We start from the raw sequence: 22,791 nt of genomic DNA on the forward strand, positions 1-22,791 counted from the left end.
GTCCGTGGCGACCCAGCGCACGTCGTTGAGGCGGTAATAGGCGCTGTAGACATCGCCCAGCTCACCGGCGCGCACGGACTGCCAAGCCGAATGGAACGGCGGGTTCCATCGGTTGTGCAGGTCTACCATGCCGCGTACATGGTTTTTCCCGCACGCTTCGAGGATGCGGAACACGTCTTCCCGCGTGGTGGCCAACGGCTTTTCGATGAGCACATGTCTGCCTGCCTCGGCAGCCGCGACGGCGCGGGCTTCGGACTGGCGGGCCAGCCCATCGGCCTGATTGTTCAGACGTCCCAGCGGGGTTTGGCTGTCGGTCAGCGGCGCGGCCAACTCGCCATTCATATAGACCGAGAAGGCCGTGGGGTCGGACACATCCAGCACCGCCTGGATATTGCGCGGCGCGCGCCAGCTGTCGCCCGCGGCCAGTTGGCGGGCAAACAGGATGCTGCCATTACCCTGACGCACGATCAGGGTGGCGGGCTTGGTGGCCTGAAGGGTCACGACAGAGTTGGTGGCCGGTGCGCCATACAGGGCACCACGCGGGTTGAACGCGGCCTGCACCGGCGGCGCGGGGGCCGTGAGCAGAGGATTGTTTTCCGGATCATCGCCGATCAGCTGATCCTCGATACCGCGCGTGAGGTACAGCGGCGGGACCGTCTGGTCGGGCGGGGCCGCCTGTGGTCCGCCCAGAACGACTGGCGTACCGGGAATGGCATCGGCCATCTTCGCCCAGTCTTCCGGAACGGCGGCCAGATCGGAGGGATGGGGCGGCTCGATCCGTGACAGGCGCTGGAAGATGTTCCAGCACAGAACCGACACAACCACCACGCCCAGCACCGCGAGAATGGCCGGCGAGCGACGACGCATCTGCTGGAAGGCGGTGCCCGTCGGGGCCTGAAGCGTGGCACCTGCCTCGGGGAACTCGCGCTTATACTGTTCGACTGCCTCAAGCTCGTCGAGGCCCAGTACCTGCGCGTAGATGCGGACATAGCCCATGGTGAAGATGCGCGACGGCAGGAGCGACTGGTCCCCCTGCTCGATCGCCCGCAGGAAGCGCGGGTTCACGCGTGTTTTCACCGCCAGTTCGTCGAACGACAGGCCCGATGCCAGACGCGCCACGCGCAGACGCTCGCCGAGGGTCACCTCTGGCGTTGGCGTCTGATCCTGTGTCGACGGCGACAGCCGTTCCTGATCCATCTTTATTCCGTGAGGCGGGCCATCAAGGCATGACCGGTCAAGACAACGACCGGTTACCCCCGATTAGACGAGCCGGACCGAGGGTTCAACGTATGGTCGGCCAGATGGTGAAATCAGACGGCCAGATTGAGCTTGCGCGCAAGGGTTTCCAGCTCGCCGCGCACCGAACTGGCCGATGAGGCCAATAGGGGCTCGATCCCTCTGCGGGCGGCCTTCAGATCGGTCGACAGGATCATCCGCTTGACCGGACCCACACCGCTGGCGGGGGCCGACAGACGGTCAAAGCCCAGCGCGATCAGGGCAAAGGCTTCCAGCGGCTTGCCCGCAAGCTCTCCACAGATCGATACAGGCGTGTCGTGGTCCTGACAGCGCATGCGGATTTCGCGCAGTGCCCTCAGCGCCGGTGGCGACATGGGATCATAGCGATCGGCCACACGCGGATTGGTCCGGTCTGCCGCAAACATATACTGCATCAAGTCATTGGTGCCGATGGAGACAAAGTCCGTCAGCGGCAAAAGGGCATCGAGGTGCCACAGCAGGCTGGGGCATTCGATCATGGCCCCGACGCGCGTCGAGCGCGGCAGGGTGCGGCCACGACGGCGCGCCCATTCCATCTCGCGGTCCACCATTTCACGGGCGCGGCGGAATTCCTCGACCGAGGCGATCATCGGGAACATGACGCGCAGCTCGCGACCGCTGGCCGCGGCCAACAGCGCCCGCAGTTGCATCCGCAACAGGGCCGGACGATCCAGACCCAGACGGATGGCACGGCGGCCCAGAGCCGGATTCTCTTCCCGCTCCGGATCGAGGTAGGGCAGTATCTTGTCGCCCCCGATGTCGAGGGTGCGGAAGGTCACCGGACGGTCCCCTGCCGCATCCAGCACCAGACGGTAAAGCGCCGTCTGGGCCGTCAGGCGCGGCAGTTCGTCGGCCACCATGAACTGGAACTCGGTGCGGAACAGGCCGATGCCCTCGGCCCCCGTCATGTCGAGGTTTTCCAGATCAACCGCCAGACCGGCATTGGTCAGCAGGGTGATGCGCGTGCCGTCCATGGTGATGGCCGGCGTGTCGCGAAGCTGGTCGAACTCGGCGCGGCGTTGCTCGCGCACCTCCATCCGGCTTTGCACCGCCAGCAGCATGTCGGGGCGCGGGCGCAGGTAGGCCTCGCCCGTTTCGCCATCGACGATGACCGGATCGCCTTCGGACAGGCGGTCACGAAGGCCCGACAGGCGACCCACGCACGGGATTTGCAATGCGCGCGCCACAATGGCGGCGTGGCCCGCGGGCGAGCCTTCTTCCAGCAGCAAGCCCTTCAGCTTGGCGCGAGGATATTCCAGCAGGTCGGCAGGGCCGAGGTTACGCGCCACAAGGATGGCATCGTCGGGGATTTCGCGTGCCGCCGGATCATCGCCCATCAGGATGCGAAGCAGGCGGTTGGCCAGATCCTCGAAATCGTGCAGCCGCTCGCGGATATAGGGATCGCGGGCGCTGGCGAAGCGGGCGCGGTGCTCGGTCCGCACACGGTCGACGGCGGCCTCGGACGTCAGACCACTGCGGACCGCCTCCAGCAGTGAGCGGTTCCAGCCACGGTCATCGGCGAACATCCGGTAGGTTTCCAGCACCTCATAGGGGGTGCCGCCCAGCTTGCCCTGCCCGCCTTCGAGCAGGACATCGATGCCCGATTTCAGAGATTGCAGGCCCGCCAGCAGGCGCTGTTCCTCAAGCGCGGGATTGTCGGCCAGAAGCTTTTCGGGCGGGACCGGCACTTCGTGCAGAATGGCGCGGCCGACGGCCAGACCTTCGGCAAAGCGTTGACCGGTCAAGCGTTCGGGGCGGTGCGGAGCCAACTCCACATCGCGCAGCTCGGCCTCGGCCAGAAGGCCGCCCGATGCCACCGTCTCCGACAGCACCATGGCGATGTTCTGGATATCCTCCAGCTCGTCCTCGTCATAGACGCGGGCGGCGCGGTTCTGGACAACCAGCACGCCGATAGCGCGACCACCGCGAAGCAGGGGCGCACCGAGGAAGGCGTTGAAGGGGTCTTCGCCCGTTTCCGGACGATAGGAGAAGCTGGGGTGTTCGGGCGCGTTCGACAGGCTGATCGGCTGGGCCAGACGCGCGACCTCGCCCACAAGACCCTCGCCGGGGCGAAGGCGGGTGTTGTGGACGGCGTCGCGGTTCAGACCCTCTGTGGCGAACAGTTCAAGCTCGCCCGACGCCCGCCGCAGATAGATGGAGCAAACCTCGGCCACCATGGAGCGGGCGATGATGCCCACCACCACGTCCAGCCGTTGCTGGGCACTGGCGACGGCACCGCCGCCACCGCCCCCTGCCAGAGCCTCCCGGATCTGGCGAAGGAGGTTGCGAGGCCCCCTGATCGTCAATCCGCTGCTCTTGGGCATAGCCACTCCTGTCCCGCTTCCCATATCATTGTGTCACATGGGAAGGGTGTTTGTCTCTGCCTAGAGGCTCTCCAGACCGTAAGCGGCGTGAAGGGCACGAACGGCCAGTTCGGCATAGGCCGATTCAATCAGCACACTGATCTTGATTTCCGAGGTCGAGATGGCCTGGAATTTGATGCCCTTGTCGGCCAGTGCGCGGAACATGGTCTGGGCGACACCGGCGTGCGAGCGCATGCCGACGCCGATCACCGACACCTTGGCCACGTCGTCATCGACGCGGATTTCCTCGAAGCCGATCTCCGACTTGAGCGAGGACATCAGTTCCGAGGCGCGGGCGGCATCGCGGCGGCCCGTGGTGAAGGTCAGGTTCACGGCGCCTTCGGTGCGGGCCTGAGACTGGACGATCATGTCCACGTTCACATTGGCCTCGGCCAGACGGGTGAAGACATCCGCCGGAGCGTCGGTACGGTCCGAAAGACCCAGAAGCGTGATCCGGGCTTCGTCCCGGCTCATGGTCACGCCGGAAACGATGCGCTTTTCCACGATCTCATCCTCGTCGCAAATCAGTGTGCCGGCATCTTCCGGCAGAATTCCGTTTTCATCAGGCTCGATAAAGCTGGAGAGCACACGCACAGGCACCTGGTTGTGCATGGCCATCTCGACCGAGCGGGTCTGGAGCACCTTGGCCCCCAGAGACGCCATTTCCAGCATCTCTTCATAGGACACCTTGGCCAGACGGCGGGCGCGGCTCTCGACGCGCGGGTCAGTCGTATAGACGCCGTCCACGTCCGTATAGATATCGCACGGGCAGTTCAGCGCCGCTGCCACAGCCACGGCCGAGGTGTCCGACCCCCCACGACCCAGCGTGGTGATGCGGCCCTCTGGCGTGACGCCCTGGAAGCCCGGAATGACGGCGATCTCGCCAGCATCCATGCTGGCGGCCATGGCCTCGGCACGGATTTCCTCGATGCGGGCGCGGGCGTGGGCGTCATCGGTGATGATCGGCACCTGCCAGCCCATCCAGCTACGGGCCTTATAGCCCATGTTGCGCAGGGTGATGGCCAGAAGACCCGAGGTCACCTGTTCGCCCGAGGCGACCACGACGTCATATTCATCGTCCGACATGAAGCCCGCCGGATACAGGCCGGCAGCGGGCGCGCCTGCGCCATCGGTCCACGCGACCAGTTCATTGGTTTTGCCCGCCATAGCAGAGACCACTACGGCAACCTTTTTGCCTTTAGCGGCCTCGGCCGCGACAATACGCGCGGCGCGGCGAATTCGCTCCAGATCGGCCATGGAAGTTCCGCCGAACTTCATGACCAGACGGCTATAGTCCGTCTCTGGGATAGCCCCCGTCATACCGGTATCCAATCTCATGCCCCGCAATCGGGGTCGTGTTGCACTTGCGTCGGGAAGAAAGGCAGTCCATCCCTTGGCTCATGTCCGCTTCTAACGACAGCAGCCCCGAGCGCAAACCCCAAACCACGCAGGGTTTTACCGAAAATTCGCACGCTCCCGCGATGGAACGTGCCGAAGGTCCCAGTATCGACCCCGCAGATGTGGCACGTTTTTCCGCTCAGGCGGCGGAATGGTGGGATGCCAAGGGTCCGTTCGCGCCGCTTCACCGCTTCAATCCGGCGCGCCTGAAATTTGTACGTGATCGCGTAGCGGATCATTACGGGCTGAATCCGAACACCCGCGCCCCGTTCAAAGGCATGAGCCTGATCGATATCGGTTGCGGTGGCGGGCTACTGGCCGAGCCGATGCGCCGTATGGGTTTCGAGGTCACCGCGTTGGATGCCTCGTCCGAAAACATCGGCACCGCCCGCGCCCATGCCGCGCAGGTCGGGCTGGACATCAACTATCGCGCCGCGACCGTCGAGCAGATCGTCGCCGAGGGCGCGGGTCCCTTCGATGTCGTTCTGACGATGGAAGTGATCGAACACGTCGCCGATCCGGGAGAGTTCGTCCGTACCTGTTCCAAACTGGTGAAGCCGGGCGGGATCATGATCGTCGCCACCCTGAACCGGACGCTGAAGGGTCTGCTGCTGGGCAAGTTTGCGGCAGAATATGTGCTGCGCTGGGTTCCGGCGGGGACGCACGACTGGCGCCAATTCCTGAAGCCCGACGAAATTCGCGAGATGCTGAAGTCCGAACCGCTGACGGTCACCGGCCCGTTCGGGCTGGAATACAATCCTCTGACCGACAAATGGAAAGAGGGCGATGCCGACATCAACTATATGATGGTGGCGGTCAGGGAGGGGTAACCCCCTCCCCTACAAGCCTGTTAGTGCTTGGTTTCGCGCAGCAACGACAGGTCGTAACCCAGCTCGCGGGCGCGGTTGTAGAGCGCCTGACGCTGTTCTTGCGAGACATTGGCCTCGCGGCTCAGAATCCACAGGTTGCGGCCCGAAGGCTCGCCCACGATCGACCAGCTATAGTCATCGGCGTGGTCCAGCACCCAATAGTCACCGACATAGAAGGGTCCGAAGAAGGACAGCTTCAGCTTGGTATTGTTGCTGCCCTCTACGACGCGACCACGGGCGGTGGCTTCCTTATAGGGACCATCGACCGAGTCCTGACGACAGGCGTTGGTGACACCCACTTCGCCATTTTCCAGAAGGCGATAGTCGGCGGTCACCGCCTCGCAGCCCTTCTGATAACCGAACTCGTAGCGCGCCAGTTCGTACCAGCGGCCCAGATAGCGATCCAGATCGACCGCCTTGGCCGGCTCGGGCACATTGGCATTGCCCGACGGGCCCTGACGCGCCAGCGTCGCGCAGGCACCGAGTGCCAGAACACCGGCTACTGCGACACCGAGGAAAAGAAGTTTGGGGAGGGGAGATTTGTTTTCCATGGTGTCAAAACCTCCCAAGACGGAACATCGTTCCGTTACAAAATGTCGCGTTCCATATAGCGGGCGTCGTCACCATAGCTGGCCAGCTTGGCCGCCATGCCGTCCGGCGTCATGACCTTGAAGCCGTTGCGCTCCCAGAAGCCTGCCGCATTGTTCACGGCCACAAGCGATATCCGCTCAAAGCCTGCCGACCTGGCCTGCTGCGCCAGAGCCTCGACGACCGGTCGGGTATAGCCACCACCGCGCGTCGAGGGGTGCAACGCCAGATCGTGCAGATAGATCACCTCTGGATGCTCCGGCAGGGCATCGATCAGGGTGTTGAGCGCAGGCGCAGCGTTTCTCACCCACGGATAGGCGACCAGATAGCCATGCACCCCGCCCTGCTCGTCCGACAGCACGAAACAGCTCTGCGGGTTCAGCGTCAGCCGGTTGTCGAAACAGGCCAGATCCTCGGGATGGTCGGGGAAGGAGACCTTGGCCACCTCGACCACGCCATCCAGGTCCGCCGTGGTCATGGGACGCCATTCAAGGGCAGGCGAAGGGGTGATGGCGTCGGTCATGGGGGGGAGACTTTCGGTAGGGAGTTCAGTTGGCTTTGGACGGGTCGGGAACGTCCGGCAAGGGCATGCAGGGCACGCCGTCGTCCTTGAGCTTCTTGATGTCTGCGGGCGTAGCCTCGCCATAGATTTCGCGCTTTTCGCTGCGGCCTTCGTGGATGTCGCGGGCCTCGCGGGCGAAGGCGTCACCGACGTATTCGAAATTTTCCTCAACGTGGCTGCGCACCTCGCGCGCGGCCTGCATCATCATGGTCTGCACGGCTTTCAGCGCGTCGGGCTTGAGGCCTTCCGTCTTTTTCGTGCCCGTGACGGCAGGGGCCATGATCTGTTTGCGGACCTGACTTGAGGCACAGAACGGACATTCGACCAAACCACGGGCGGCCTGATCGTCATAGTCGGAGGAGGAAGCGAACCACGCTTCAAAGCCGTGGTCCTGATCACAGACGAGCGCGTATCGGATCATTGGGGCGAAACAAATGAACGGTCGTGCGTCAGCGCAGGGATGGCCTTTCGGGCGCGGTCCACAGCCGACAAATCCAGCGTGGCGTGAAGCACTGCGGGACGGTCGTGGTCAAGACGGGCGATGACCTCGCCCCACGGGTCGATGACCAGTGAATGGCCCCATGTCTTGCGACCGTCCTCGTGCTCGCCGCCCTGCGCGGGCGCCAGAACGAAGCTGCCGGTCTCGATGGCGCGGGCCCGCAGCAGGACTTCCCAGTGCGCCTCGCCCGTCGGGCGGGTGAAGGCGGCGGGGACAGTGATGATCTTTGCGCCGCCATGCGCCAAGGCGCGGTGCAGATAGGCAACGCGCACGTCGTAGCAGATGGTCAGGCCCAGCCCGCCCCAAGGGGTATCGGCCACGACCGCCTGCGATCCCGGACGGATGACCGCGCTTTCGCGCCACCGTTCGCCCGTATCCAGATCGACGTCAAAGACGTGCATCTTGTCATAGCGGGAAACGATCTGACCCTCGGGGTTGATCAGCAGACTGCGGTTGGCGGCGCGCTCGTCGCCCTCGGCACCCGAGCGCACAATGGCCGATCCGATCAGGATCCAGACCTTCAGCTCCGCCGCGAGTTGCTGAAGCCCCTGCACCGCGACGTCGGAGGTTTCGTCCGACAACGCCGCCTCGCGCAGGCCCTTCCTCTGTTCGAGGAAGTTGGTGCCTTCGGGCGTGAGGATCAGTTCGGCCCCTTTCAAGGCCGCCTGACGGATCATGGGGGCGATGTGTTCCAGCCCCTTGGCCGCCGTGGCGGGGGTCGTGGTCTGGATCAGAGCCACATGGAGGCTGGAACCCATGGTCTTGGCCCTAGATCAGGCTGCGAGCAGCGGGTCGAGGCCGCCCTTGGCATCCAGAGCGTGGATGTCGTCGCAGCCGCCGATGTGCTGGTCGTTGATGAAGATTTGCGGGAAGGTGGCAGCGCCATTCGAACGGGCGACCATCTCGGCCTTCTTTTCCGGATCGTTCGAGGCAACGATCTCGGTATAGGCCGCACCCTTGCGATCCAGCAGCGCCTTGGCGCGGATGCAATAGGGGCAACCGGGCTTGGTATAGATAACGACTTCGGCCACAGCTTTACTCCGTGCAGATAGGGGATGGCGAAACGGTACAATGGCCGGATCACCTGTTCTGTTGCCTATTTAGGCACTTCGCGTGCGCCATGCACCCCCGCAATCACCGCCAGATCAACGGCGGTAGCGCCTGCGTCCAATAAGGCACGCGCACAGGCATCGGCGGTGGCCCCCGTCGTCAACACATCATCGACCAGCAAAACGCGCTTTCCGCGCACCCGATGGGCATGGCGCGGGGAGATGCTGAAGGCCCCTTTGACGTTCAGGTGCCTCCCCCTGAGCGAGCGCCCGCCCTGTGTCGCGGTCGCACGACGGCGTTTCAGGGTATCGGGCAGATAGGTCAGGCCGCGAAGGCGGGCCAGCGGGCGGGCGATCTCGGCACTCTGGTTGAAGCGGCGGCGCAGCAGACGCAGCGGATGAAGCGGCACAGGCACGACCACATCGCAGTCACGGATCAAGGGGTCGGCTGAACGGCTGATCCAGCGGGCGAACAGGGCGGCGTGAGCCTGCTCGTCACCATGTTTCAAAGCGAGGATCGGGCCGCGCGAATGTTCGTCATAAAGGCAGGCAGCGCGGGCGCGGACAAAGACGTGGGGCTTTTGCGTGCAGATCAGGCATCGTTGGCCCGCCTCGGCTGCGTATTCAAACGGCAAGCCGCAGCCATCGCACACAGGGTCTTCCAGAAAGGTGATGCGGCTGAAGGCGCGGGCGCTCAGCCCCATGCCGGAGCTGCCCGCCTCGCCATCCAAGCTGGCTGGAGGCAGGACCAGATCGACCAAAGACCGACCGGCATTGCGCAGCTTTATCGCCCAAAGGCCTTTCCAATCGGCGTCCAAGCCGCCATTTGTCCCCGTCATGAGCGCCCCCTCTTCCGGTCCCCCGATTATTTTCGACGCCGCCCGACGGTCCCACCGTCTGGCGCGTGCGCAACGCCTGTTTCCCCAAGCAGACTTTTTGCACCGCAGGGCGGCGGAAGACGCAGCCCATACGCTGTCGGCCATCCTGCGCGAGTTTAAACGCGCCGTCGATCTGTCTCCGCACGGGGGTCTGCTGGCCGAGGCGCTGCAAGGCATGCCTGCTGCGGAGCGTATCGGCTCCATCGAGACGATCGGCAGTGTGGAAGAGCGCGCCGCCCCCGGTGCCCAGCCGCTGGGGCTGGAGGACCAGTCGGTCGATCTGACGGTCAATCTGTTTGGCCTGCACTGGGCCAATGACCTGCCGGGCGCATTGGCGCAGATCCGTCGGGCCTTGCGTCCGGACGGCCTGTTTATCGGCAGCCTGTTTGGCGCGGCGACCCTGAAGGAGTTGCGCGGCGTGCTGACCGAGGCAGAGCTAGAGGTGCGCGGCGGAGCGCAGGCGCGTATCTCGCCCTTTGCCGATGGCTTTGACGGTGCGGCCCTGTTGCAGCGGGCGGGCTTTGCGCTTCCAGTATCGGATGTGGACCGCGTGACCGTGCGCTATCGCGATCCGTTCAGCCTGATGCGCGACCTGCGCGCCATGGGCGAGACCAATGTCCTAGCGGGCGAGATCAAGCCGCTGAACCGCGCCATACTGGCCCGCGCGGCGGAACTTTATGTCGAACGTTATGCCGAGGAAGACGGCCGCATCCCTGCCACCTTCGAAATGGTGCATCTGGCCGGATGGGCACCCGACGACAGCCAGCAGAAACCGGCCAAGCGCGGATCGGCCAAGATGCGTCTGGCCGATGCTTTGGGCGTCAAGGAAATGACAGGCGACGAAGACTGATCGCCCTTAGGGAATGGCGAAGGGCCTTAGGCCCCTTCGCCGCCCTCACCGCCTTCCGGCGAGCCGCCACCCAGCGCCTGGATGACCTTGTTCATGACGTAGTTCCACTTCGCCATGACGCCGTCGCCGGTGGCCGACAGCGCGCCGACCAGCACCAGGGCAATCATGGAGGCCATGATGCCGTATTCGATGGCGGTCGCGCCGCCTTCGTCAGCGGCAAATACGGTTAACAACCTAAGCATCGGCACCCCTCCCGACTGCGGGTTTCACACAAAATCCCTTAACCAGGCGATCAAGGGCTCGTCGGCGGGCGGCATGGGATAATCCCTGAGTTGACCGGGTTTTACCCACGCCAAGGCCTTGTGTTCCTTGGCTGTCACCGTGCCTGACCATCTACGGCAAAGGTAGAGTGGCATCAGGAGGTGAAATTTTTCGTAACCGTGACTGGTAAACACGAAGGGAGCGAGGCACGCCTCCTTCACGTCGATGCCCAGCTCTTCTTTCAGCTCACGGATCAGGGCCTGCTCGGGACGCTCGCCCGGCTCGACCTTGCCGCCCGGAAACTCCCACAGGCCGGCCAGCTGTTTGCCCTCGGGGCGCTGGGCGATCAGGATACGGCCGTCGGTGTCGATCAGGGCGACCGCGACGACGAGGACGGTCGGAACCGCCCCCGCGTTAGCGTTATCGGTCACGAACGGTAGTCCCCGTTGATCTCGATGTAGCGTTTGGTCAGGTCGCAGGTCCAGACCGTGGCCGAGGCGCGGCCCGAAGCGACGTGGACCGTGATATCGATCTCGTCGTTCTTCATATAGGCGCTCATCACCTCTTCGTTGTAGTCGGCCGCGGGCGCGCCATCGACGGCGGCGGTGTGCGGACCAAAGAAGATGGCCAGACGGTCACGGTCCACCGCCTCTTCGGTCTTGCCGACGGCCATAACGATACGGCCCCAGTTGGCGTCCTCACCGGCGATGGCGGTTTTCACCAGCGGGCTGTCGGCGATCGACTTGGCCAGCTTGCGGGCCGAGGCCGGCGAAGCGGCACCGTCCACGGTGACCTTCACAAACTTGGTTGCCCCCTCGCCGTCCTTCACCAGCTGGTGGGCGAGGTCGAGCATGACCTGTTCCAGAGCCCGCGAGAAATCCTTGAGGCGACGGTCGCCGACACGGCCAATGCGCGGCGCGCCCGACTTGCCAGTGGCGAAGATCAGGGCGGTGTCGTTGGTCGAGGTATCGCCGTCCACGGTCACCGAGTTGAAGGTGGTACGGACGTGCAGGTTCAGCAGCGCCTTCAGCACCGGCGGGGCGATGTCGGCATCGGTGACGATGAAGGCCAGCATGGTCGCCATGTCCGGCGCGATCATGCCCGAGCCCTTGGCGATGCCCGAGATGCGGACCTTCACACCCTCGATCTCGCATTCAGCGGTCGAGCCCTTAGGGAAGGTGTCGGTGGTCATGATACCCGCACCGGCCTTGGCCCAGTTGTCAGCGCTCAGCCCTGCCTCGATTTCCGGCAGTTTGGCGGTGATCTTGGTATCGTCGAGAACCACGCCGATCACGCCGGTCGAGGCCAGCATGACGTCGCGCTGGCGGCAGTCGAAGCGCTTGGCGGCGGCGGCGGCGGTCGCCTTGGCGGCGTCGGCACCGGCCTTGCCGGTGAAGGCGTTGGCGCAACCGGCGTTGACGACCATCAGCTTGACGCCCTCGCCACCCTTTTCGGTGTCGAGTTGCTTCTTGCACCAGTCCACCGGCGCCGAGCCGACCTTGTGGCGGGTAAAGACGCCCGCGCAGTTGGCACCGTCAGGGAAGTGGAACACCACCAGATCGTCGCGCTCGTGCTTGTAGAAGCCGGCGCGGGCGGTAGCGATTTCGACACCCTCGATCGGCGGCAGTTCCGGGAAGGGCACGGCCAGAGGCGAGATCATCAGACCCGGCTTACCCGCCGCAGGCGCAGCCGCCTTGGCCGGCTGGGTCGCACGCTTGATCACGGACGCCAGCGGATCGAGAGCCTTCTCGATGGCGGATTCAATTTTGTGGCCGGTCGAGGACGGTTTGGCGGGGGGACGGCTCATGCGGCAGATCCAGACGAAGAAGACTTAGAGTTTACAGGGGCGGTCACCGCAGGTGTGGCCGCTTTGGAACCTGCAGGTGCCGAAGCAGACGCAGAAGGCGGCGTTTGCGGCGCAGAACGCGGCGGGTCAATCTCGAATTCCACCTTCGCCTTGCCGCGAAGCTCTTCGAGAAGTTGTCGGACACCCTCATAGGTCAGGTATCGGACGATGACAGGGCGGGCCTGTTCAAGGGTGGGCGGGGTCTCGGCGCGGCGGTCCTCGATACGCAGAACAGCCCAGCGACCGGACGCATCGACAGGCCCCACCACAGCACCGGAAGGCTGGTTGGCGATGGCGCGGGCATAGACCGGCGGCAACAGATCGGGTGTCGCATAGCCCAGATCACCGCCAAGGGCGCGCGAGGCTTCATCGATAGAGCGTTGTGCGGCCACGGCCTCGAAACTGGCCCCCTGCCCCAGAAGCGCGATGACGGCATCGGCCTGTTCGCGGGTTTGGGTGAGGATCAGGCGCAGGCGCACTTCTTCCGACTTGGTGGCGCGGCGCTGCTGCTCGGCATAGAGGCGGCGCACGGCCTCGTCGGACACGGTGCGGTCCACCACCGTCTCGACCAGCATGTCGCCAAGGATACGCTGGCGCACGGATTCCAGACGGCGCTGGGCGGCGGGGCTCTTGTCCAGACCTCGGCGCTCGGCCTCGCTGGCCAAAAGGCTCTGGTCGATCACCTCATCAAGGACGCGGCGGAACAGCTCGCTGGTGACATCCAGCGGTTCACCCTCGCCGATCAGGCCTTGGGCCACGGCTTCGCGGCGCACGTCGGAGGCCCAGATCTCATGCTTCTCTACACGCGCGACGACACGGTCACCGGCATCGGGGTGGGCCTTGTCCGGACGGTCACCACAGGACGCCAAGCCCAGAGCGAGGCCCATAGCCGCCACGCCACCCAGTCGATAAAGGCCACGCATACGGTAAAGAAACGAAAACTGTCGCATTGGGCACTCCCTTTGCAGGGCGTCAAATCGCCCGAAGGCCGACCGGCATTGCGGCGCGGAATCCCGCCTACCAAACCACTGCTCGCGTTGACAGGCCAGAGGTCGGTGCTTAAGTCCGGCCTGCGCCCAAGTCGAGAGGTTTTCGATTGGATGCGTGAGGCTTGGTGATTTCCTTCCACCGGAAACGTCATTTTCTGCACGCGCCCGACCTTGCGACTGCGGGCTAAGCCATCATTTTTGTGAGCTTACACGCTCAACCGCCTCGGAACGTCCATGCTCGGCATCGCCAAGAAACTCTTCGGAACCCCGAACGACCGCAAGGTCAAAGCCTTTATGGCAGAGGTTCAGAAGATCAACGCCCTTGAACCCAAGTTCGAGGCTCTGTCCGACGACGAGCTGCGCATGATGACGCAGACCTTCCGGGATCGGCTGGAACGCGGCGAGAAGCTGGACAAGCTGCTGCCGGAAGCCTTTGCGGTCGCCCGCGAGGCCTCCAAGCGCGTGCTGGGCCAGCGTCAGTATGACGTACAGCTGACCGGCGGTATGATCCTGCACGAAGGCGGTATTGCCGAAATGCGTACCGGCGAGGGCAAGACCCTTGTCGCCGTGGCGCCGGTCTACCTGAACGCCCTTGAAGGCAAGGGCGTGCACGTCGTGACCGTGAACGACTATCTGGCCCGCCGCGACGCCGAGACCATGGGCAAGGTGTACCGCTTCCTCGGTCTGGAAGTCGGCGTGATCGTCAACGGCCTGTCCCAGGGCCAGCGCCAGATGGCGTACAATGCCGACATCACCTACGGCACCAATAACGAATTCGGCTTTGACTATCTGCGCGACAACCTCGTGTACGACCGTCGCGAGATGGTGCAGCGTCCGCACCACTTCGCCATCGTCGACGAAGTTGACTCGATCCTGATCGACGAAGCCCGTACCCCGCTGATCATCTCCGGTCCGACCGAGGACCGTTCGGACTTCTACAAGATCGTCGACGGTCTGGTGAAGGAGCTGATCAAAGACAAGGACACCTATGACCTCGACGAAAAGCAGCGCCAGTCTCTGCTGACCGAGCTGGGCTCGGAGCGTATCGAGGACATGCTGAAGGAAGCCGGTCACCTCGTCGAGGGCACCGAGGACCTGTATGACCCGCTGAACGTCTCGCTGGTCCACCACGTCAACCAGGCCCTGCGCGCCAATACCCTGTACCACCGCGAGAAGGACTACATCATCAAGGGTGGTGAGGTTGTCCTGATCGACGAATACACCGGCCGTATGATGACGGGCCGCCGCCTGTCGGAAGGCCTGCACCAGGCCATCGAGGCCAAGGAAGACGTCAAGATCCAGCCCGAGAACCAGACCCTGGCCTCGGTCACCATCCAGAACTACTTCCGCCTGTATGAAAAGCTGTCCGGTATGACCGGTACGGCCGCCACCGAGGCGCAGGAGTTCATGGACATCTACAAGATGGATGTCCTCGAAGTGCCGACCCACCGTCCGATCCAGCGCAAGGATTATGACGACGAGGTCTATCGCACCTTCAAGGAAAAGAACGCCGCCATCGTCAAGCAGATCGCCGAATGCCACGTTAAGGGTCAGCCGATCCTGGTCGGTACGGTTTCGATCGAGAAGTCCGAAGAGCTGTCCGAAATCCTCAAGACCTATGAGTACAAGGTCGAGGTGAGCCGCGAGCTGAAGCCGGAATACGCCGGTCGCGAGAAGGAAGCCCAGAAGGTCGGCGACGACGCCTACAACATCACCTACGCCTCGGGCCGTGGCATTCCGCACCACGTCCTGAACGCCCGCCAGCACGAGCAGGAAGCCTTCATCGTGGCCGAAGCCGGTCTGCCGGGCGCGGTGACCATCGCCACCAACATGGCCGGTCGCGGTACCGACATCCAGCTGGGTGGTAACCTCGAGATGCGTATGCAGCGCTGGCTGCTGGAACAGCGCAACATGGCCATCGAGGTCACGCCGGAACAAGCCGCCGCCAAGGAAGCCGAGTTCAAGGCCGAGATCGCCGTCGCCAAGGAACAGGCACTGGCCGCAGGCGGCCTGTTCGTTCTGGGTACCGAGCGTCACGAAAGCCGCCGTATCGACAACCAGCTGCGCGGTCGTACCGGCCGTCAGGGCGACCCGGGCACCTCGAAATTCTACCTGTCGTGCGAAGACGACCTGCTGCGTATCTTCGCCGGTGACCGTCTGGACGCCATCATGAAGTCGTTCGGCGTGGCCGAAGGCGAGGCCATCAGCCACCCGTGGCTGAACCGCGCCGTCGAGACCGCCCAGAAGCGCGTCGAAGCCCGCAACTACGACATGCGCAAGAACGTGCTGAAGTACGACGACGTGGTGAACGACCAGCGCAAGGCCGTGTTCGAACAACGTCAGGAGTTCATGGACTCCGACGACCTGTCGGAACTGGTCGCCGACTTCCGTCAGGACGTCATCAGCGATCTGGTCGAACGCTATATGCCGCCCAAGGCCTATGCCGAGCAGTGGGACATCGATGGTCTGGACGAGAAGGTGAAGCACACCCTCGGTCTGGAACTGCCTCTGCACGACTGGGCCGCCGAGGAAGGCGTGTCGAACGAAGAGATCGAAGAGCGTCTGACCGAAGCCGCCAATGCCCGCGCCGCCGAGCGCGAGGCCATGATCGGTGTCGAACAGACCCGCAATCTCGAGAAGCAGTTCCTGCTGCAGATGATCGATATGCAGTGGCGCGAGCACCTTGTGCACCTCGACCACCTGCGCGGCGTCATCGGTCTGCGCGGTTACGGCCAGCGCGACCCGCTGAACGAATACAAGACCGAGGCTTTCAACCTGTTTGAAAACCTGCTGCACGACCTGCGTCACAATGTGACCCGCTGGTTGATGACGGTCGAGTTCCGCTTCCAGGCTCCGCCGGAAATGGAGATGCCGGAATTCGAGGAAATCCACCTCAATCCGGGCACGGGCGAAAACCAGATGGACAATCCGGATGCCCAGAATCCGGAAGGCGTCCTTTATGGTGACGACCGCGCCAACCTGCCTGTCGAAGCCCTGCCGGAAGGCTGGGAACGCACCAACCGCAACGGTGACTGCCCCTGCGGCTCGGGCCGCAAGTTCAAACACTGCCACGGTAGTTTGGTTTAATCCCGCGCCTTAGCGCGTGGCGGGCTTTGCCCGCCGCCGCTAACGCGACCGACGCGGTCGGTCGCTGCTTGAGCGGCAATAATCTACTTGGCTAGCGCCGCTACTTGAGCGGTAACCATACCAAGATTTAAGGGCGGGGACTTCGGTTTCCGCCCTTTTCTGTTGGGCCGCGGAGAGAACACGGTAAGGTGGTGCCATGTTGAAGCACCGTTTCACTCGCGCCTTATCGCTTGATCCGCAGCGGCTGCATTTCGCGGCCCACAGCCACCATCTTTGGCCAGATGTGACCTTTGACGCCCAGGTTCGGGCCTGGGCAGAGGCGAACCATTACGCCGACCGCAAATGGGACCTGATCTTTGGCAAGGTGATCCCCAAGGCGCAGAAGGATGTGGCGGCGCTATTAGGTCTTTCGTCGCCCGACAGCGTGGTCTTCAGCTCCAACACTCATGACCTGTTGCTCCGCATCGTCTCGGCGGTGGAGGCCAAGCCCGTCCGCATCCTGTCCACCGATGGGGAGTTCCACTCTTTCCGGCGTCAGGCCGAGCGATGGGAAGAGGCGGGCGAGGTTATCGTCACCCGCATCCCCCTTGCCCCTATCGAGACGTTTGAAGCGCGGTTTCTGGCTGCAGCGCAGGCGGGCGGGCATGATCTGATCTTTGTCAGTCAGGTGTTTTTCCGCACGGGTCAGCTAAGCGGCAATCTCTCGGCGCTGGCCGAACTTTCCAAGCCCGAGGGGCCGTGGGTGGTGATCGACGGCTATCACGGCTTCATGGCGACGCCGACGGACCTCAGCGCCATTGCCGACCGCGTCTTCTACATTGCGGGCGGCTATAAATACGCCATGGCGGGCGAAGGAGCCTGTTTCCTGCACGCGCCGGAAGGCTTTGGCGCACGCCCCGTTATCACCGGCTGGTTTGCCGAGTTTGGCGATCTGGAAGGCCCGCCGGGCGGTGTCGGGTATCGCACCGATGGCGGACGGTTTTGGGGGGCGACGTTCGATGTCAGCGCCCTTTACCGTTTCACCGCCGTGCAGGAGATGCTGCGCGAGGAAGGCGCGGATGTCGCCGCCATGGCCCGCCACTCGCGCGAACTGATGGGCCGTTTTCAGGAGGCTATAGCCTCCAGCGAGGGGACGGCATGGGCGGGGGCCGAATGGCTAAACCCCGTGGAGGGCAACGGGCCGCGCGCGCGCTTTTTGGCCATCCGCCACGCCGATGCCGCGTCTCTGCGGGCCAAGCTATTGGAGCGCCATGTCGTCACCGATGTTCGCGACGACGTCATCCGCTTCGGCTTTGGCCCCTATCAGGATGATGCCGATCTTGAGCGGCTGATCGATATCTGCCGTTCGATCTAAGGCCCGTCAGTAGAACAGGGACTCGGCGTCCTTTTCCGCCTTGGGCGGCTCGCGGTTGACGACGCGCGGGGGCGCAGACGGTCGCGGCCGCGGTTCGGTGCGCGGGCGTTGCGGAACGGTCTGTGCGGGCGCGGAGCGCGGGGCAGGTTCCGGTGTCACATCACCGGGCAGATAGGGCGACGGCGAAAGGGGCGCTACGGTTTCGCTCTCCTCGCCCCAATCATCCGTCAGGGTGTTGCGGCCAAGATCGTCCGGCACGGGAAGATCGGGATAGTCGGCGGTGCCGTCATCCTCATCGGCATCGTCGTATTCGGAGGGCGGCAGGGCTTCGTCATCGGCAAAGCCGACGACCAGTTCATCCTCGTCACTGCCGTCAATCCGCAGGGCATAGCGTGCCGCATCGGACGCCGCAGCGGTATTGCAGCGACAGGCGGCCAGTTGGTTCGCGCCATCGCGCCAGACGATGACCGGCCAGCGGTTATCATCCTCGCGACCGGAAATCGCCCGCATGACCGCACGTCCAAAGGCCTTGGCCTCAGCCAATATCGCCATGCGCTCGCTGGAAGAGGCTGCGGACGGGACGCCGATAGCGGTCCAGTGTTCGGCCCGCATCGAGAACCATTCCCGCAATAGGGTGATGTCGCGGCTGGCCCACAGCTCGGCCACCGTGGCCTCTTCCGCCGCGCCGCCGTGGCCCGACGGTACCAGCACGAGCCGCACCTCACGCCCCCGTTCGCGCAGGCGTGCCACATCGTCGGACACCCAACGTTCCAGCCCCGGCGCATCGCGTGGCGCAATAATGGTGACGGGACGGTCCCCCGCACTGAGGCGGATATAGGGTGCGCTTTCCAGCAGCGCTTCGAGCGCCTCATCATCGGCAGCCACGCGAAGGGGGCGACGCTGGTCCGCCAGTCCGGCCCAGACCATGATCGCAATGCCGACGACAAGGATGCCTAGCCCTGCCCCCGCCAGCAGGCCCGCAATGATCCGCCTAGACAAGTTCGTGGACGGCCTCGATGACCACATTGGCGTGGGTCATCGGGAAGAGGTGGCCCCCGCCCTTTACGGTGCGGACATCGACGCCCGGACGCGGCGTCACCGCACACAGGCTGCCCGCTTGGGCCTTGAGGATGGTGATTGGTCCACTACAGCGGCGCAAGGCGCGCCACGGGTTATGGGCTTGAGCCGAATAGTTGGAAGCTTCCCAAGCGGGCGTACAGGCCAGTTTGAAGCCGTCGTCTGCTGGCAGCAGGCCGCCGGTCAAATAGTCCCGCAGCACTTCATCGGGCCAGCCTTTGAACGCACCCCTGCCCTGCCATGAGGCAAAAGCCTGGTCGCGGGCCTCAAACACGTCACGGCGGCGAAGCGTCGACTTCACAATCGGCACCTGCGTCGGAATGCGCGACAGCACGGGCACGCCGAAGGCGGCGGTTGTCAGAGGCGGCCAGATCACCGGATCGAGCAATAAAAGCTGGCGAATGCGCGATTGCAGCTTCTCCGCTGCCAAAAGCGCCGTGGTGCCACCGATAGAATGGCCGCACACCATGACCGATGGCGCCTCCACCTTATCGAGCAGGGCGATCAAGTCATCGCGGTGATCGTGCCAGTTGCGTCGGCCCTTCACCACCGTCGGCAGTGTTGTCTGGCCATGGCCGCGCAGATCGGGTGCCCAGATACGCAAGCCTTGGCCCAAAACCGTCAGCAGGCCGCGATAGGTATAGGCGTTGAAACCGTTAGCGTGCAGGAAGACCAAGTCCACGGGACGGTCGGTCGGGCCGAACTCCAGCACCGACATCTCGCCGGACCCGAAACGGTTGGAGATGGGAACAGAAAAACGGCGCGGCTCGGCGATCATACTGCCGTCCATCAAGCCGCTTCCCGACAATGGGCGCATTTGCCGTGACCTTCGATCGTGGTCCGGCTGATGTCGTAGCCAACGGCGAGGGCAGCCTTGTCGAGGGCAAGATCGCCCAGAGGCACTGCGACCTCGGCGGTGCTGCCGCAGCAATCACAGATCAGGAAGGCCGCCGCGTGGGCTTTAACATCGTCGTCCTGAGCCGAGCAGGCGACATAGGCACTGATGGAGGCGATGCGGTGGACCACCCCCCAACGTTCAAGAAATTCGAGGGCGCGATAGACCGTCGGCGGCTTGGCCGCCTCACCGTTCGCACCGTATCGGGCGATAAGGTCATAAGCTTTTACAGGTTCGCCCGCCGCCAACAGAAGCTCCAGCACACGGCGGCGCGGCGCGGTCATCCGCTCGCCCTGCGAGGTGCAGGAGGCCTCTACAGCCGCCAAAATACGGGCGACCTCGGGCGCACCACGCGCATTTCCGCTGTGTTCATGATGGCATGGTGCGACTGTCATGGGACTAGAGCTAAGGTTTTCAGCGCGTTCCTGCAACCACACCCGATCGTTCAGGGGTAGTCGTGGCTGGCAAAACGTGGTTCAGAGTATTCCGACCTGCGTTTGCCCGCGGCCTCGCTATGGGCTAGAACGCGCCTCTTTTCTGTCTAGAACATCAGAAACTTCAATGACCGATACCACTGCTCAAAACGCCGGCCTCACCGGCACCGTTCTCTTTTACTCGCAGCCGGAACCCCTGTCGGTCGAGGCCCACGGCAAGCTCGGCGTCAAGCCGGTCGACAAGCCGTACGCCTTCATCGGTCAGACCAATATTGTGCCGCTGACCGTCACCGAGTTTGCTCCGGCCGCCCTGTCGTATCCGGTCATCTTCGTCGGCGAGACCAAGCAACCGGTCGCCGCCATGGGTCTGAGCGCCAATGACAACCTGTTTGTGACCGACGGTGACATCCGTTCGGACGCCTACATCCCGGCCTATGCCCGTCGCTATCCGTTCGTCTTCGCCAACGACGACGCACAACAGCGCATGATCCTGTGCATCGACCGCGCTGCGCCGTATTTCGTCGAAGGCGGCGAGACCCCGCTGTTCGAAGGCAATGAGCCGAGCGCCTACGTCAAGAACGCGATGGAGTTCTGCAACAACTTCGAACAAGAGCGTATCCGCACCGAGTCGTTCGTGGCCCTGCTGAACGAACTGGACCTGTTCGAAGTCAAGGAAGCCAACTTCACCCCGCGCAACCCGGACGGCACCCCGGGCACCCCGCAGAAGCTGGCAGAGTACTTCGCCGTTTCGGAAGACAAGCTGAAGAAGCTGCCGGCCAAGAAGCTGGCCGAACTGCGCGACAACGGCGCTCTGGGCCAGATCTACGCCCACCTCGTGTCGCTGGCTGGCTGGGATCGTCTGATCGCCCTGGCCGTCTCGCGTCAGGCCGCCGCTGACAAAGCCTAATCCGCTTCAGGCAGATTGAGAAAAGGCCCCGCAGTAACGCTGCGGGGCCTTTTTTATAGTCTCAGGCGCGGGCGACGAGGCCGCGTGTCAGACAGGAAAAAACAAGGCGTCCGGCTTCGTCCAACAGGTCGTGCTGGGCAATGACCACGCCCTTCACATCCCCCACGGGATCCTTGCCCATAATGGTCATCCGACCCCGCAGCAGCTCGCCCTGCGGCGGGTTGCGATGAAAGCGCACGCCATCGACGGCCAACTGCTTGAACCCAGCCCATGTACCGCAAGTGTCCGCGCACAGACGGCTCCAGAGCGCATAGACCATGGCATCGGGCGCGCCATAGCTGTCGTCCCAACCGGGCAGAAACCGCTCGATAAAGGCCGCGAGCGATGCGGGATCGACCGCCGCCACGCCCAGCGAGACCACCTGACCAATTTCGATCTGTTCATAATGGATGTTCAGAAGGTCTTTCATCCGGATCCGCTCCCCCGACAGGCCCGTCTATAGACACAGCCGCCTTGGGCCGTGTCGAGCATAAAAAAGGGGCGGCCCTCTCCGGCCGCCCGCTTTAAGTCGCATCATCGAGAAATAAGTCGTGACGCCTGCCTGCATCCGAGACCTGGATTAGCAGAGGACACGGCTACCAAACGTCAAAGGGCAGCGGGGGTTCCACTGCCCTTTGCGTTGATGATCAGCGCTGGACCGGATGGAAGAAAAGCGCCTGGCTGATGGCGGCCTTCACGGTTTCCGGCTGGAACGGCTTGGTGATCAGGAAGGTCGGTTCCGGACGCTCGCCCGTCAGCAAGCGCTCCGGGAAGGCGGTGATGAAGATCACCGGCACATCGATGTCCTGAAGGATTTCCTTGACCGCATCGATACCCGAAGAGCCATCGGCCAGCTGGATATCAGCCAGCACCAGACCCGGACGGTAGCGGCGCACCGCCTCGACAGCCTCGGTGTGGGTCGTGGCGGTCTCGGTGACATTGTGGCCCAGCTCGCGCACGAGGCTTTCGATGTCGGCCGCGATGATGGCTTCGTCCTCGATGATAAGGACATCGGTGGCCAGCTCGGCATCGATATCGGCCTGGGCCTGGGTAATCAGGCGCTCTACGGCACTGACGTCCACGCCCAGAATCTGGGCCGCTTCGGACGGCGTGAAGCCTTCCAGCGACGTCAGCAGGAAGGCCTGACGCGAGGCTGGCGAAATCTTCATCAGACGGCGGCTGGCGGTCTCTTCGATATCGCCTGCGCCCGAGCCTTCTTGTTCCAGATGCGCGCCCGTCGACGACCAGATCGCGTGGAAAACATGATAAAGAGCCACCCGCGGCGTCATATCGGCGGGAAGCTGACGCTCACCGGCGGCAAGAGCCTCCAGTGCGACGCGAACATAATGGTCACCGGTTGCCTGATCGCCCGTAAGCGCGCGTGCGAAACGACGAACGTACGGAAGGTGAGGCGCTAGTCTAGCCAGAAGGCTCATTCTTGAGTTCCCCGATGTCTGTAGCCACACTCGGCTTCATAAGACAGAAAGGTTAAACGAATAACCTTTGCCGCAGTTCCGATTTTTACAGTCCGTTTTACATATTTTGCTATCTAGGCGGAACAGTAGAGCCTG

Annotated in this window: 23 protein-coding genes; 5 read left to right on the forward strand and 18 right to left on the reverse strand. The window is 63.7% G+C overall.

Features of this window, described 5'->3' with window-relative positions; all coding sequences use genetic code 11:
• The 3 genes from Q0Y42_RS10145 to Q0Y42_RS10155 form a co-directional block, all read right to left on the reverse strand.
• Positions 1 to 1,197: helix-turn-helix domain-containing protein (locus Q0Y42_RS10145; RefSeq protein ID WP_297803294.1), on the reverse strand; the 1,197-nt coding region annotated here is incomplete at its 3' end.
• A gap of 113 nt (positions 1,198 to 1,310) precedes the next feature.
• On the reverse strand, positions 1,311 to 3,599 hold the full coding sequence (ptsP, locus tag Q0Y42_RS10150; protein WP_297803296.1) for a phosphoenolpyruvate--protein phosphotransferase: 2,289 nt from the start codon (positions 3,597 to 3,599) through the stop codon (positions 1,311 to 1,313).
• Positions 3,600 to 3,659: 60 nt separating this feature from the next.
• Positions 3,660 to 4,958: an aspartate kinase gene (locus Q0Y42_RS10155; protein ID WP_297803298.1), complete on the reverse strand. Its 1,299-nt coding sequence runs from the start codon at positions 4,956 to 4,958 to the stop codon at positions 3,660 to 3,662.
• Between the two features lie 80 nt (positions 4,959 to 5,038).
• Here Q0Y42_RS10155 and ubiG point away from each other — a divergent pair, with 80 nt between their 5' ends.
• Positions 5,039 to 5,866 (forward strand): bifunctional 2-polyprenyl-6-hydroxyphenol methylase/3-demethylubiquinol 3-O-methyltransferase UbiG, encoded by an 828-nt coding sequence (gene ubiG, locus Q0Y42_RS10160; RefSeq protein WP_297803300.1) that lies wholly within the window; start codon positions 5,039 to 5,041, stop codon positions 5,864 to 5,866.
• Between the two features lie 20 nt (positions 5,867 to 5,886).
• Here the strand turns inward: ubiG and Q0Y42_RS10165 are convergent, their stop codons facing one another.
• The 6 genes from Q0Y42_RS10165 to Q0Y42_RS10190 all read right to left on the reverse strand — a co-directional run bounded on the left by Q0Y42_RS10165 (position 5,887) and on the right by Q0Y42_RS10190 (position 9,442).
• Positions 5,887 to 6,456: a lipocalin family protein gene (locus Q0Y42_RS10165; RefSeq protein ID WP_297803302.1), complete on the reverse strand. Its 570-nt coding sequence runs from the start codon at positions 6,454 to 6,456 to the stop codon at positions 5,887 to 5,889.
• Between the two features lie 35 nt (positions 6,457 to 6,491).
• Positions 6,492 to 7,016: a GNAT family N-acetyltransferase gene (locus Q0Y42_RS10170; RefSeq protein ID WP_297803304.1), complete on the reverse strand. Its 525-nt coding sequence runs from the start codon at positions 7,014 to 7,016 to the stop codon at positions 6,492 to 6,494.
• Positions 7,017 to 7,041: 25 nt separating this feature from the next.
• On the reverse strand, positions 7,042 to 7,476 hold the full coding sequence (locus Q0Y42_RS10175; RefSeq protein ID WP_297803306.1) for a DUF1178 family protein: 435 nt from the start codon (positions 7,474 to 7,476) through the stop codon (positions 7,042 to 7,044).
• Positions 7,473 to 8,312 carry a carbon-nitrogen hydrolase family protein gene (locus Q0Y42_RS10180; RefSeq protein ID WP_297803308.1) on the reverse strand — a complete coding sequence of 280 codons (840 nt, stop codon included), beginning with the start codon at positions 8,310 to 8,312 and terminating at the stop codon, positions 7,473 to 7,475. Before Q0Y42_RS10180 ends, Q0Y42_RS10175 begins: the two co-directional genes overlap by 4 nt.
• 15 nt (positions 8,313 to 8,327) lie before the next feature.
• Positions 8,328 to 8,585, reverse strand: a complete 258-nt coding sequence (gene grxC, locus Q0Y42_RS10185) for a glutaredoxin 3 (RefSeq protein WP_297803310.1) — start codon at positions 8,583 to 8,585, stop codon at positions 8,328 to 8,330.
• A 65-nt stretch (positions 8,586 to 8,650) separates the two neighbouring features.
• Positions 8,651 to 9,442 (reverse strand): ComF family protein, encoded by a 792-nt coding sequence (locus Q0Y42_RS10190; RefSeq protein WP_297803312.1) that lies wholly within the window; start codon positions 9,440 to 9,442, stop codon positions 8,651 to 8,653.
• Between Q0Y42_RS10190 and Q0Y42_RS10195 the strand changes: the two genes are divergently transcribed.
• The gene (locus Q0Y42_RS10195) at positions 9,441 to 10,331 is read left to right on the forward strand and encodes a methyltransferase domain-containing protein (RefSeq protein ID WP_297803314.1); all 891 of its coding nucleotides are present in this window, start codon (positions 9,441 to 9,443) and stop codon (positions 10,329 to 10,331) included. The two genes, Q0Y42_RS10190 and Q0Y42_RS10195, sit on opposite strands and share 2 nt — an antisense overlap.
• A 26-nt stretch (positions 10,332 to 10,357) precedes the next feature.
• On the opposite strand, the gene Q0Y42_RS10200 is transcribed toward Q0Y42_RS10195, so the two are convergent.
• From Q0Y42_RS10200 to Q0Y42_RS10215, 4 genes are read right to left on the reverse strand one after another with little or no spacing between them, the layout of a single operon-like run.
• Positions 10,358 to 10,573, reverse strand: a complete 216-nt coding sequence (locus Q0Y42_RS10200) for a Flp family type IVb pilin (RefSeq protein ID WP_297803317.1) — start codon at positions 10,571 to 10,573, stop codon at positions 10,358 to 10,360.
• Between the two features lie 24 nt (positions 10,574 to 10,597).
• Positions 10,598 to 11,023 carry an 8-oxo-dGTP diphosphatase MutT gene (gene mutT / locus Q0Y42_RS10205; protein WP_297803319.1) on the reverse strand — a complete coding sequence of 142 codons (426 nt, stop codon included), beginning with the start codon at positions 11,021 to 11,023 and terminating at the stop codon, positions 10,598 to 10,600.
• Positions 11,020 to 12,399, reverse strand: a complete 1,380-nt coding sequence (gene argJ / locus Q0Y42_RS10210; protein WP_297803321.1) for a bifunctional glutamate N-acetyltransferase/amino-acid acetyltransferase ArgJ — start codon at positions 12,397 to 12,399, stop codon at positions 11,020 to 11,022. Before argJ ends, mutT begins: the two co-directional genes overlap by 4 nt.
• Positions 12,396 to 13,388 (reverse strand): peptidyl-prolyl cis-trans isomerase, encoded by a 993-nt coding sequence (locus tag Q0Y42_RS10215; RefSeq protein ID WP_297803323.1) that lies wholly within the window; start codon positions 13,386 to 13,388, stop codon positions 12,396 to 12,398. Before Q0Y42_RS10215 ends, argJ begins: the two co-directional genes overlap by 4 nt.
• A 273-nt stretch (positions 13,389 to 13,661) precedes the next feature.
• On the opposite strand from Q0Y42_RS10215, the gene secA reads away from it, so the two are divergent.
• Both secA and Q0Y42_RS10225 read left to right on the forward strand, forming a co-directional pair.
• The gene (gene secA / locus Q0Y42_RS10220) at positions 13,662 to 16,514 is read left to right on the forward strand and encodes a preprotein translocase subunit SecA (protein ID WP_297803326.1); all 2,853 of its coding nucleotides are present in this window, start codon (positions 13,662 to 13,664) and stop codon (positions 16,512 to 16,514) included.
• A gap of 196 nt (positions 16,515 to 16,710) precedes the next feature.
• A complete protein-coding gene (locus tag Q0Y42_RS10225; RefSeq protein ID WP_297803328.1) occupies positions 16,711 to 17,868 on the forward strand; it encodes an aminotransferase class V-fold PLP-dependent enzyme in 1,158 nt (385 codons plus the stop codon).
• Between the two features lie 6 nt (positions 17,869 to 17,874).
• Here the strand turns inward: Q0Y42_RS10225 and Q0Y42_RS10230 are convergent, their stop codons facing one another.
• Genes Q0Y42_RS10230 through Q0Y42_RS10240 form a run of 3 tightly spaced genes read right to left on the reverse strand, consistent with a single transcriptional unit; the run spans position 17,875 to position 20,235 of the window.
• A complete protein-coding gene (locus Q0Y42_RS10230; RefSeq protein WP_297803330.1) occupies positions 17,875 to 18,867 on the reverse strand; it encodes a hypothetical protein in 993 nt (330 codons plus the stop codon).
• On the reverse strand, positions 18,860 to 19,735 hold the full coding sequence (locus Q0Y42_RS10235) for an alpha/beta hydrolase (protein ID WP_297803332.1): 876 nt from the start codon (positions 19,733 to 19,735) through the stop codon (positions 18,860 to 18,862). Before Q0Y42_RS10235 ends, Q0Y42_RS10230 begins: the two co-directional genes overlap by 8 nt.
• Complete coding sequence (locus Q0Y42_RS10240) at positions 19,735 to 20,235, reverse strand: Fur family transcriptional regulator (RefSeq protein ID WP_297803334.1); 501 nt, start codon at positions 20,233 to 20,235, stop codon at positions 19,735 to 19,737. Before Q0Y42_RS10240 ends, Q0Y42_RS10235 begins: the two co-directional genes overlap by 1 nt.
• Before the next feature lie 166 nt (positions 20,236 to 20,401).
• Here Q0Y42_RS10240 and Q0Y42_RS10245 point away from each other — a divergent pair, with 166 nt between their 5' ends.
• The gene (locus Q0Y42_RS10245) at positions 20,402 to 21,181 is read left to right on the forward strand and encodes a SapC family protein (RefSeq protein WP_297803336.1); all 780 of its coding nucleotides are present in this window, start codon (positions 20,402 to 20,404) and stop codon (positions 21,179 to 21,181) included.
• Between the two features lie 61 nt (positions 21,182 to 21,242).
• Here the strand turns inward: Q0Y42_RS10245 and Q0Y42_RS10250 are convergent, their stop codons facing one another.
• Both Q0Y42_RS10250 and Q0Y42_RS10255 read right to left on the reverse strand, forming a co-directional pair.
• Positions 21,243 to 21,650 (reverse strand): acyl dehydratase, encoded by a 408-nt coding sequence (locus Q0Y42_RS10250; protein ID WP_297803338.1) that lies wholly within the window; start codon positions 21,648 to 21,650, stop codon positions 21,243 to 21,245.
• Positions 21,651 to 21,867: 217 nt separating this feature from the next.
• Positions 21,868 to 22,656, reverse strand: coding sequence for a response regulator (locus Q0Y42_RS10255; RefSeq protein ID WP_297803341.1), 789 nt, complete (start codon positions 22,654 to 22,656; stop codon positions 21,868 to 21,870).
• Positions 22,657 to 22,791: the final 135 nt, after the last annotated feature.

It is taken from the genome of uncultured Brevundimonas sp. (assembly GCF_947305955.1).
In the GTDB taxonomy this organism is placed as follows: Bacteria; Pseudomonadota; Alphaproteobacteria; order Caulobacterales; family Caulobacteraceae; genus Brevundimonas.

Bases quoted from the DNA above. Each gene is read 5' to 3' on its own strand.
- ptsP (WP_297803296.1), bottom strand. From the start codon at position 3,599: ATGCCCAAGAGCAGCGGATTGACGATCAGGGGGCCTCGCAACCTCCTT.
- Q0Y42_RS10155 (WP_297803298.1), bottom strand. From the start codon at position 4,958: ATGACGGGGGCTATCCCAGAGACGGACTATAGCCGTCTGGTCATGAAG.
- ubiG (WP_297803300.1), top strand. From the start codon at position 5,039: ATGTCCGCTTCTAACGACAGCAGCCCCGAGCGCAAACCCCAAACCACG.
- Q0Y42_RS10165 (WP_297803302.1), bottom strand. From the start codon at position 6,456: ATGGAAAACAAATCTCCCCTCCCCAAACTTCTTTTCCTCGGTGTCGCA.
- Q0Y42_RS10170 (WP_297803304.1), bottom strand. From the start codon at position 7,016: ATGACCGACGCCATCACCCCTTCGCCTGCCCTTGAATGGCGTCCCATG.
- Q0Y42_RS10175 (WP_297803306.1), bottom strand. From the start codon at position 7,476: ATGATCCGATACGCGCTCGTCTGTGATCAGGACCACGGCTTTGAAGCG.
- Q0Y42_RS10180 (WP_297803308.1), bottom strand. From the start codon at position 8,312: ATGGGTTCCAGCCTCCATGTGGCTCTGATCCAGACCACGACCCCCGCC.
- Q0Y42_RS10195 (WP_297803314.1), top strand. From the start codon at position 9,441: ATGAGCGCCCCCTCTTCCGGTCCCCCGATTATTTTCGACGCCGCCCGA.
- Q0Y42_RS10190 (WP_297803312.1), bottom strand. From the start codon at position 9,442: ATGACGGGGACAAATGGCGGCTTGGACGCCGATTGGAAAGGCCTTTGG.
- Q0Y42_RS10200 (WP_297803317.1), bottom strand. From the start codon at position 10,573: ATGCTTAGGTTGTTAACCGTATTTGCCGCTGACGAAGGCGGCGCGACC.
- argJ (WP_297803321.1), bottom strand. From the start codon at position 12,399: ATGAGCCGTCCCCCCGCCAAACCGTCCTCGACCGGCCACAAAATTGAA.
- Q0Y42_RS10215 (WP_297803323.1), bottom strand. From the start codon at position 13,388: ATGCGACAGTTTTCGTTTCTTTACCGTATGCGTGGCCTTTATCGACTG.
- secA (WP_297803326.1), top strand. From the start codon at position 13,662: ATGCTCGGCATCGCCAAGAAACTCTTCGGAACCCCGAACGACCGCAAG.
- Q0Y42_RS10225 (WP_297803328.1), top strand. From the start codon at position 16,711: ATGTTGAAGCACCGTTTCACTCGCGCCTTATCGCTTGATCCGCAGCGG.
- Q0Y42_RS10235 (WP_297803332.1), bottom strand. From the start codon at position 19,735: ATGGACGGCAGTATGATCGCCGAGCCGCGCCGTTTTTCTGTTCCCATC.
- Q0Y42_RS10240 (WP_297803334.1), bottom strand. From the start codon at position 20,235: ATGACAGTCGCACCATGCCATCATGAACACAGCGGAAATGCGCGTGGT.
- Q0Y42_RS10245 (WP_297803336.1), top strand. From the start codon at position 20,402: ATGACCGATACCACTGCTCAAAACGCCGGCCTCACCGGCACCGTTCTC.
- Q0Y42_RS10250 (WP_297803338.1), bottom strand. From the start codon at position 21,650: ATGAAAGACCTTCTGAACATCCATTATGAACAGATCGAAATTGGTCAG.
- Q0Y42_RS10255 (WP_297803341.1), bottom strand. From the start codon at position 22,656: ATGAGCCTTCTGGCTAGACTAGCGCCTCACCTTCCGTACGTTCGTCGT.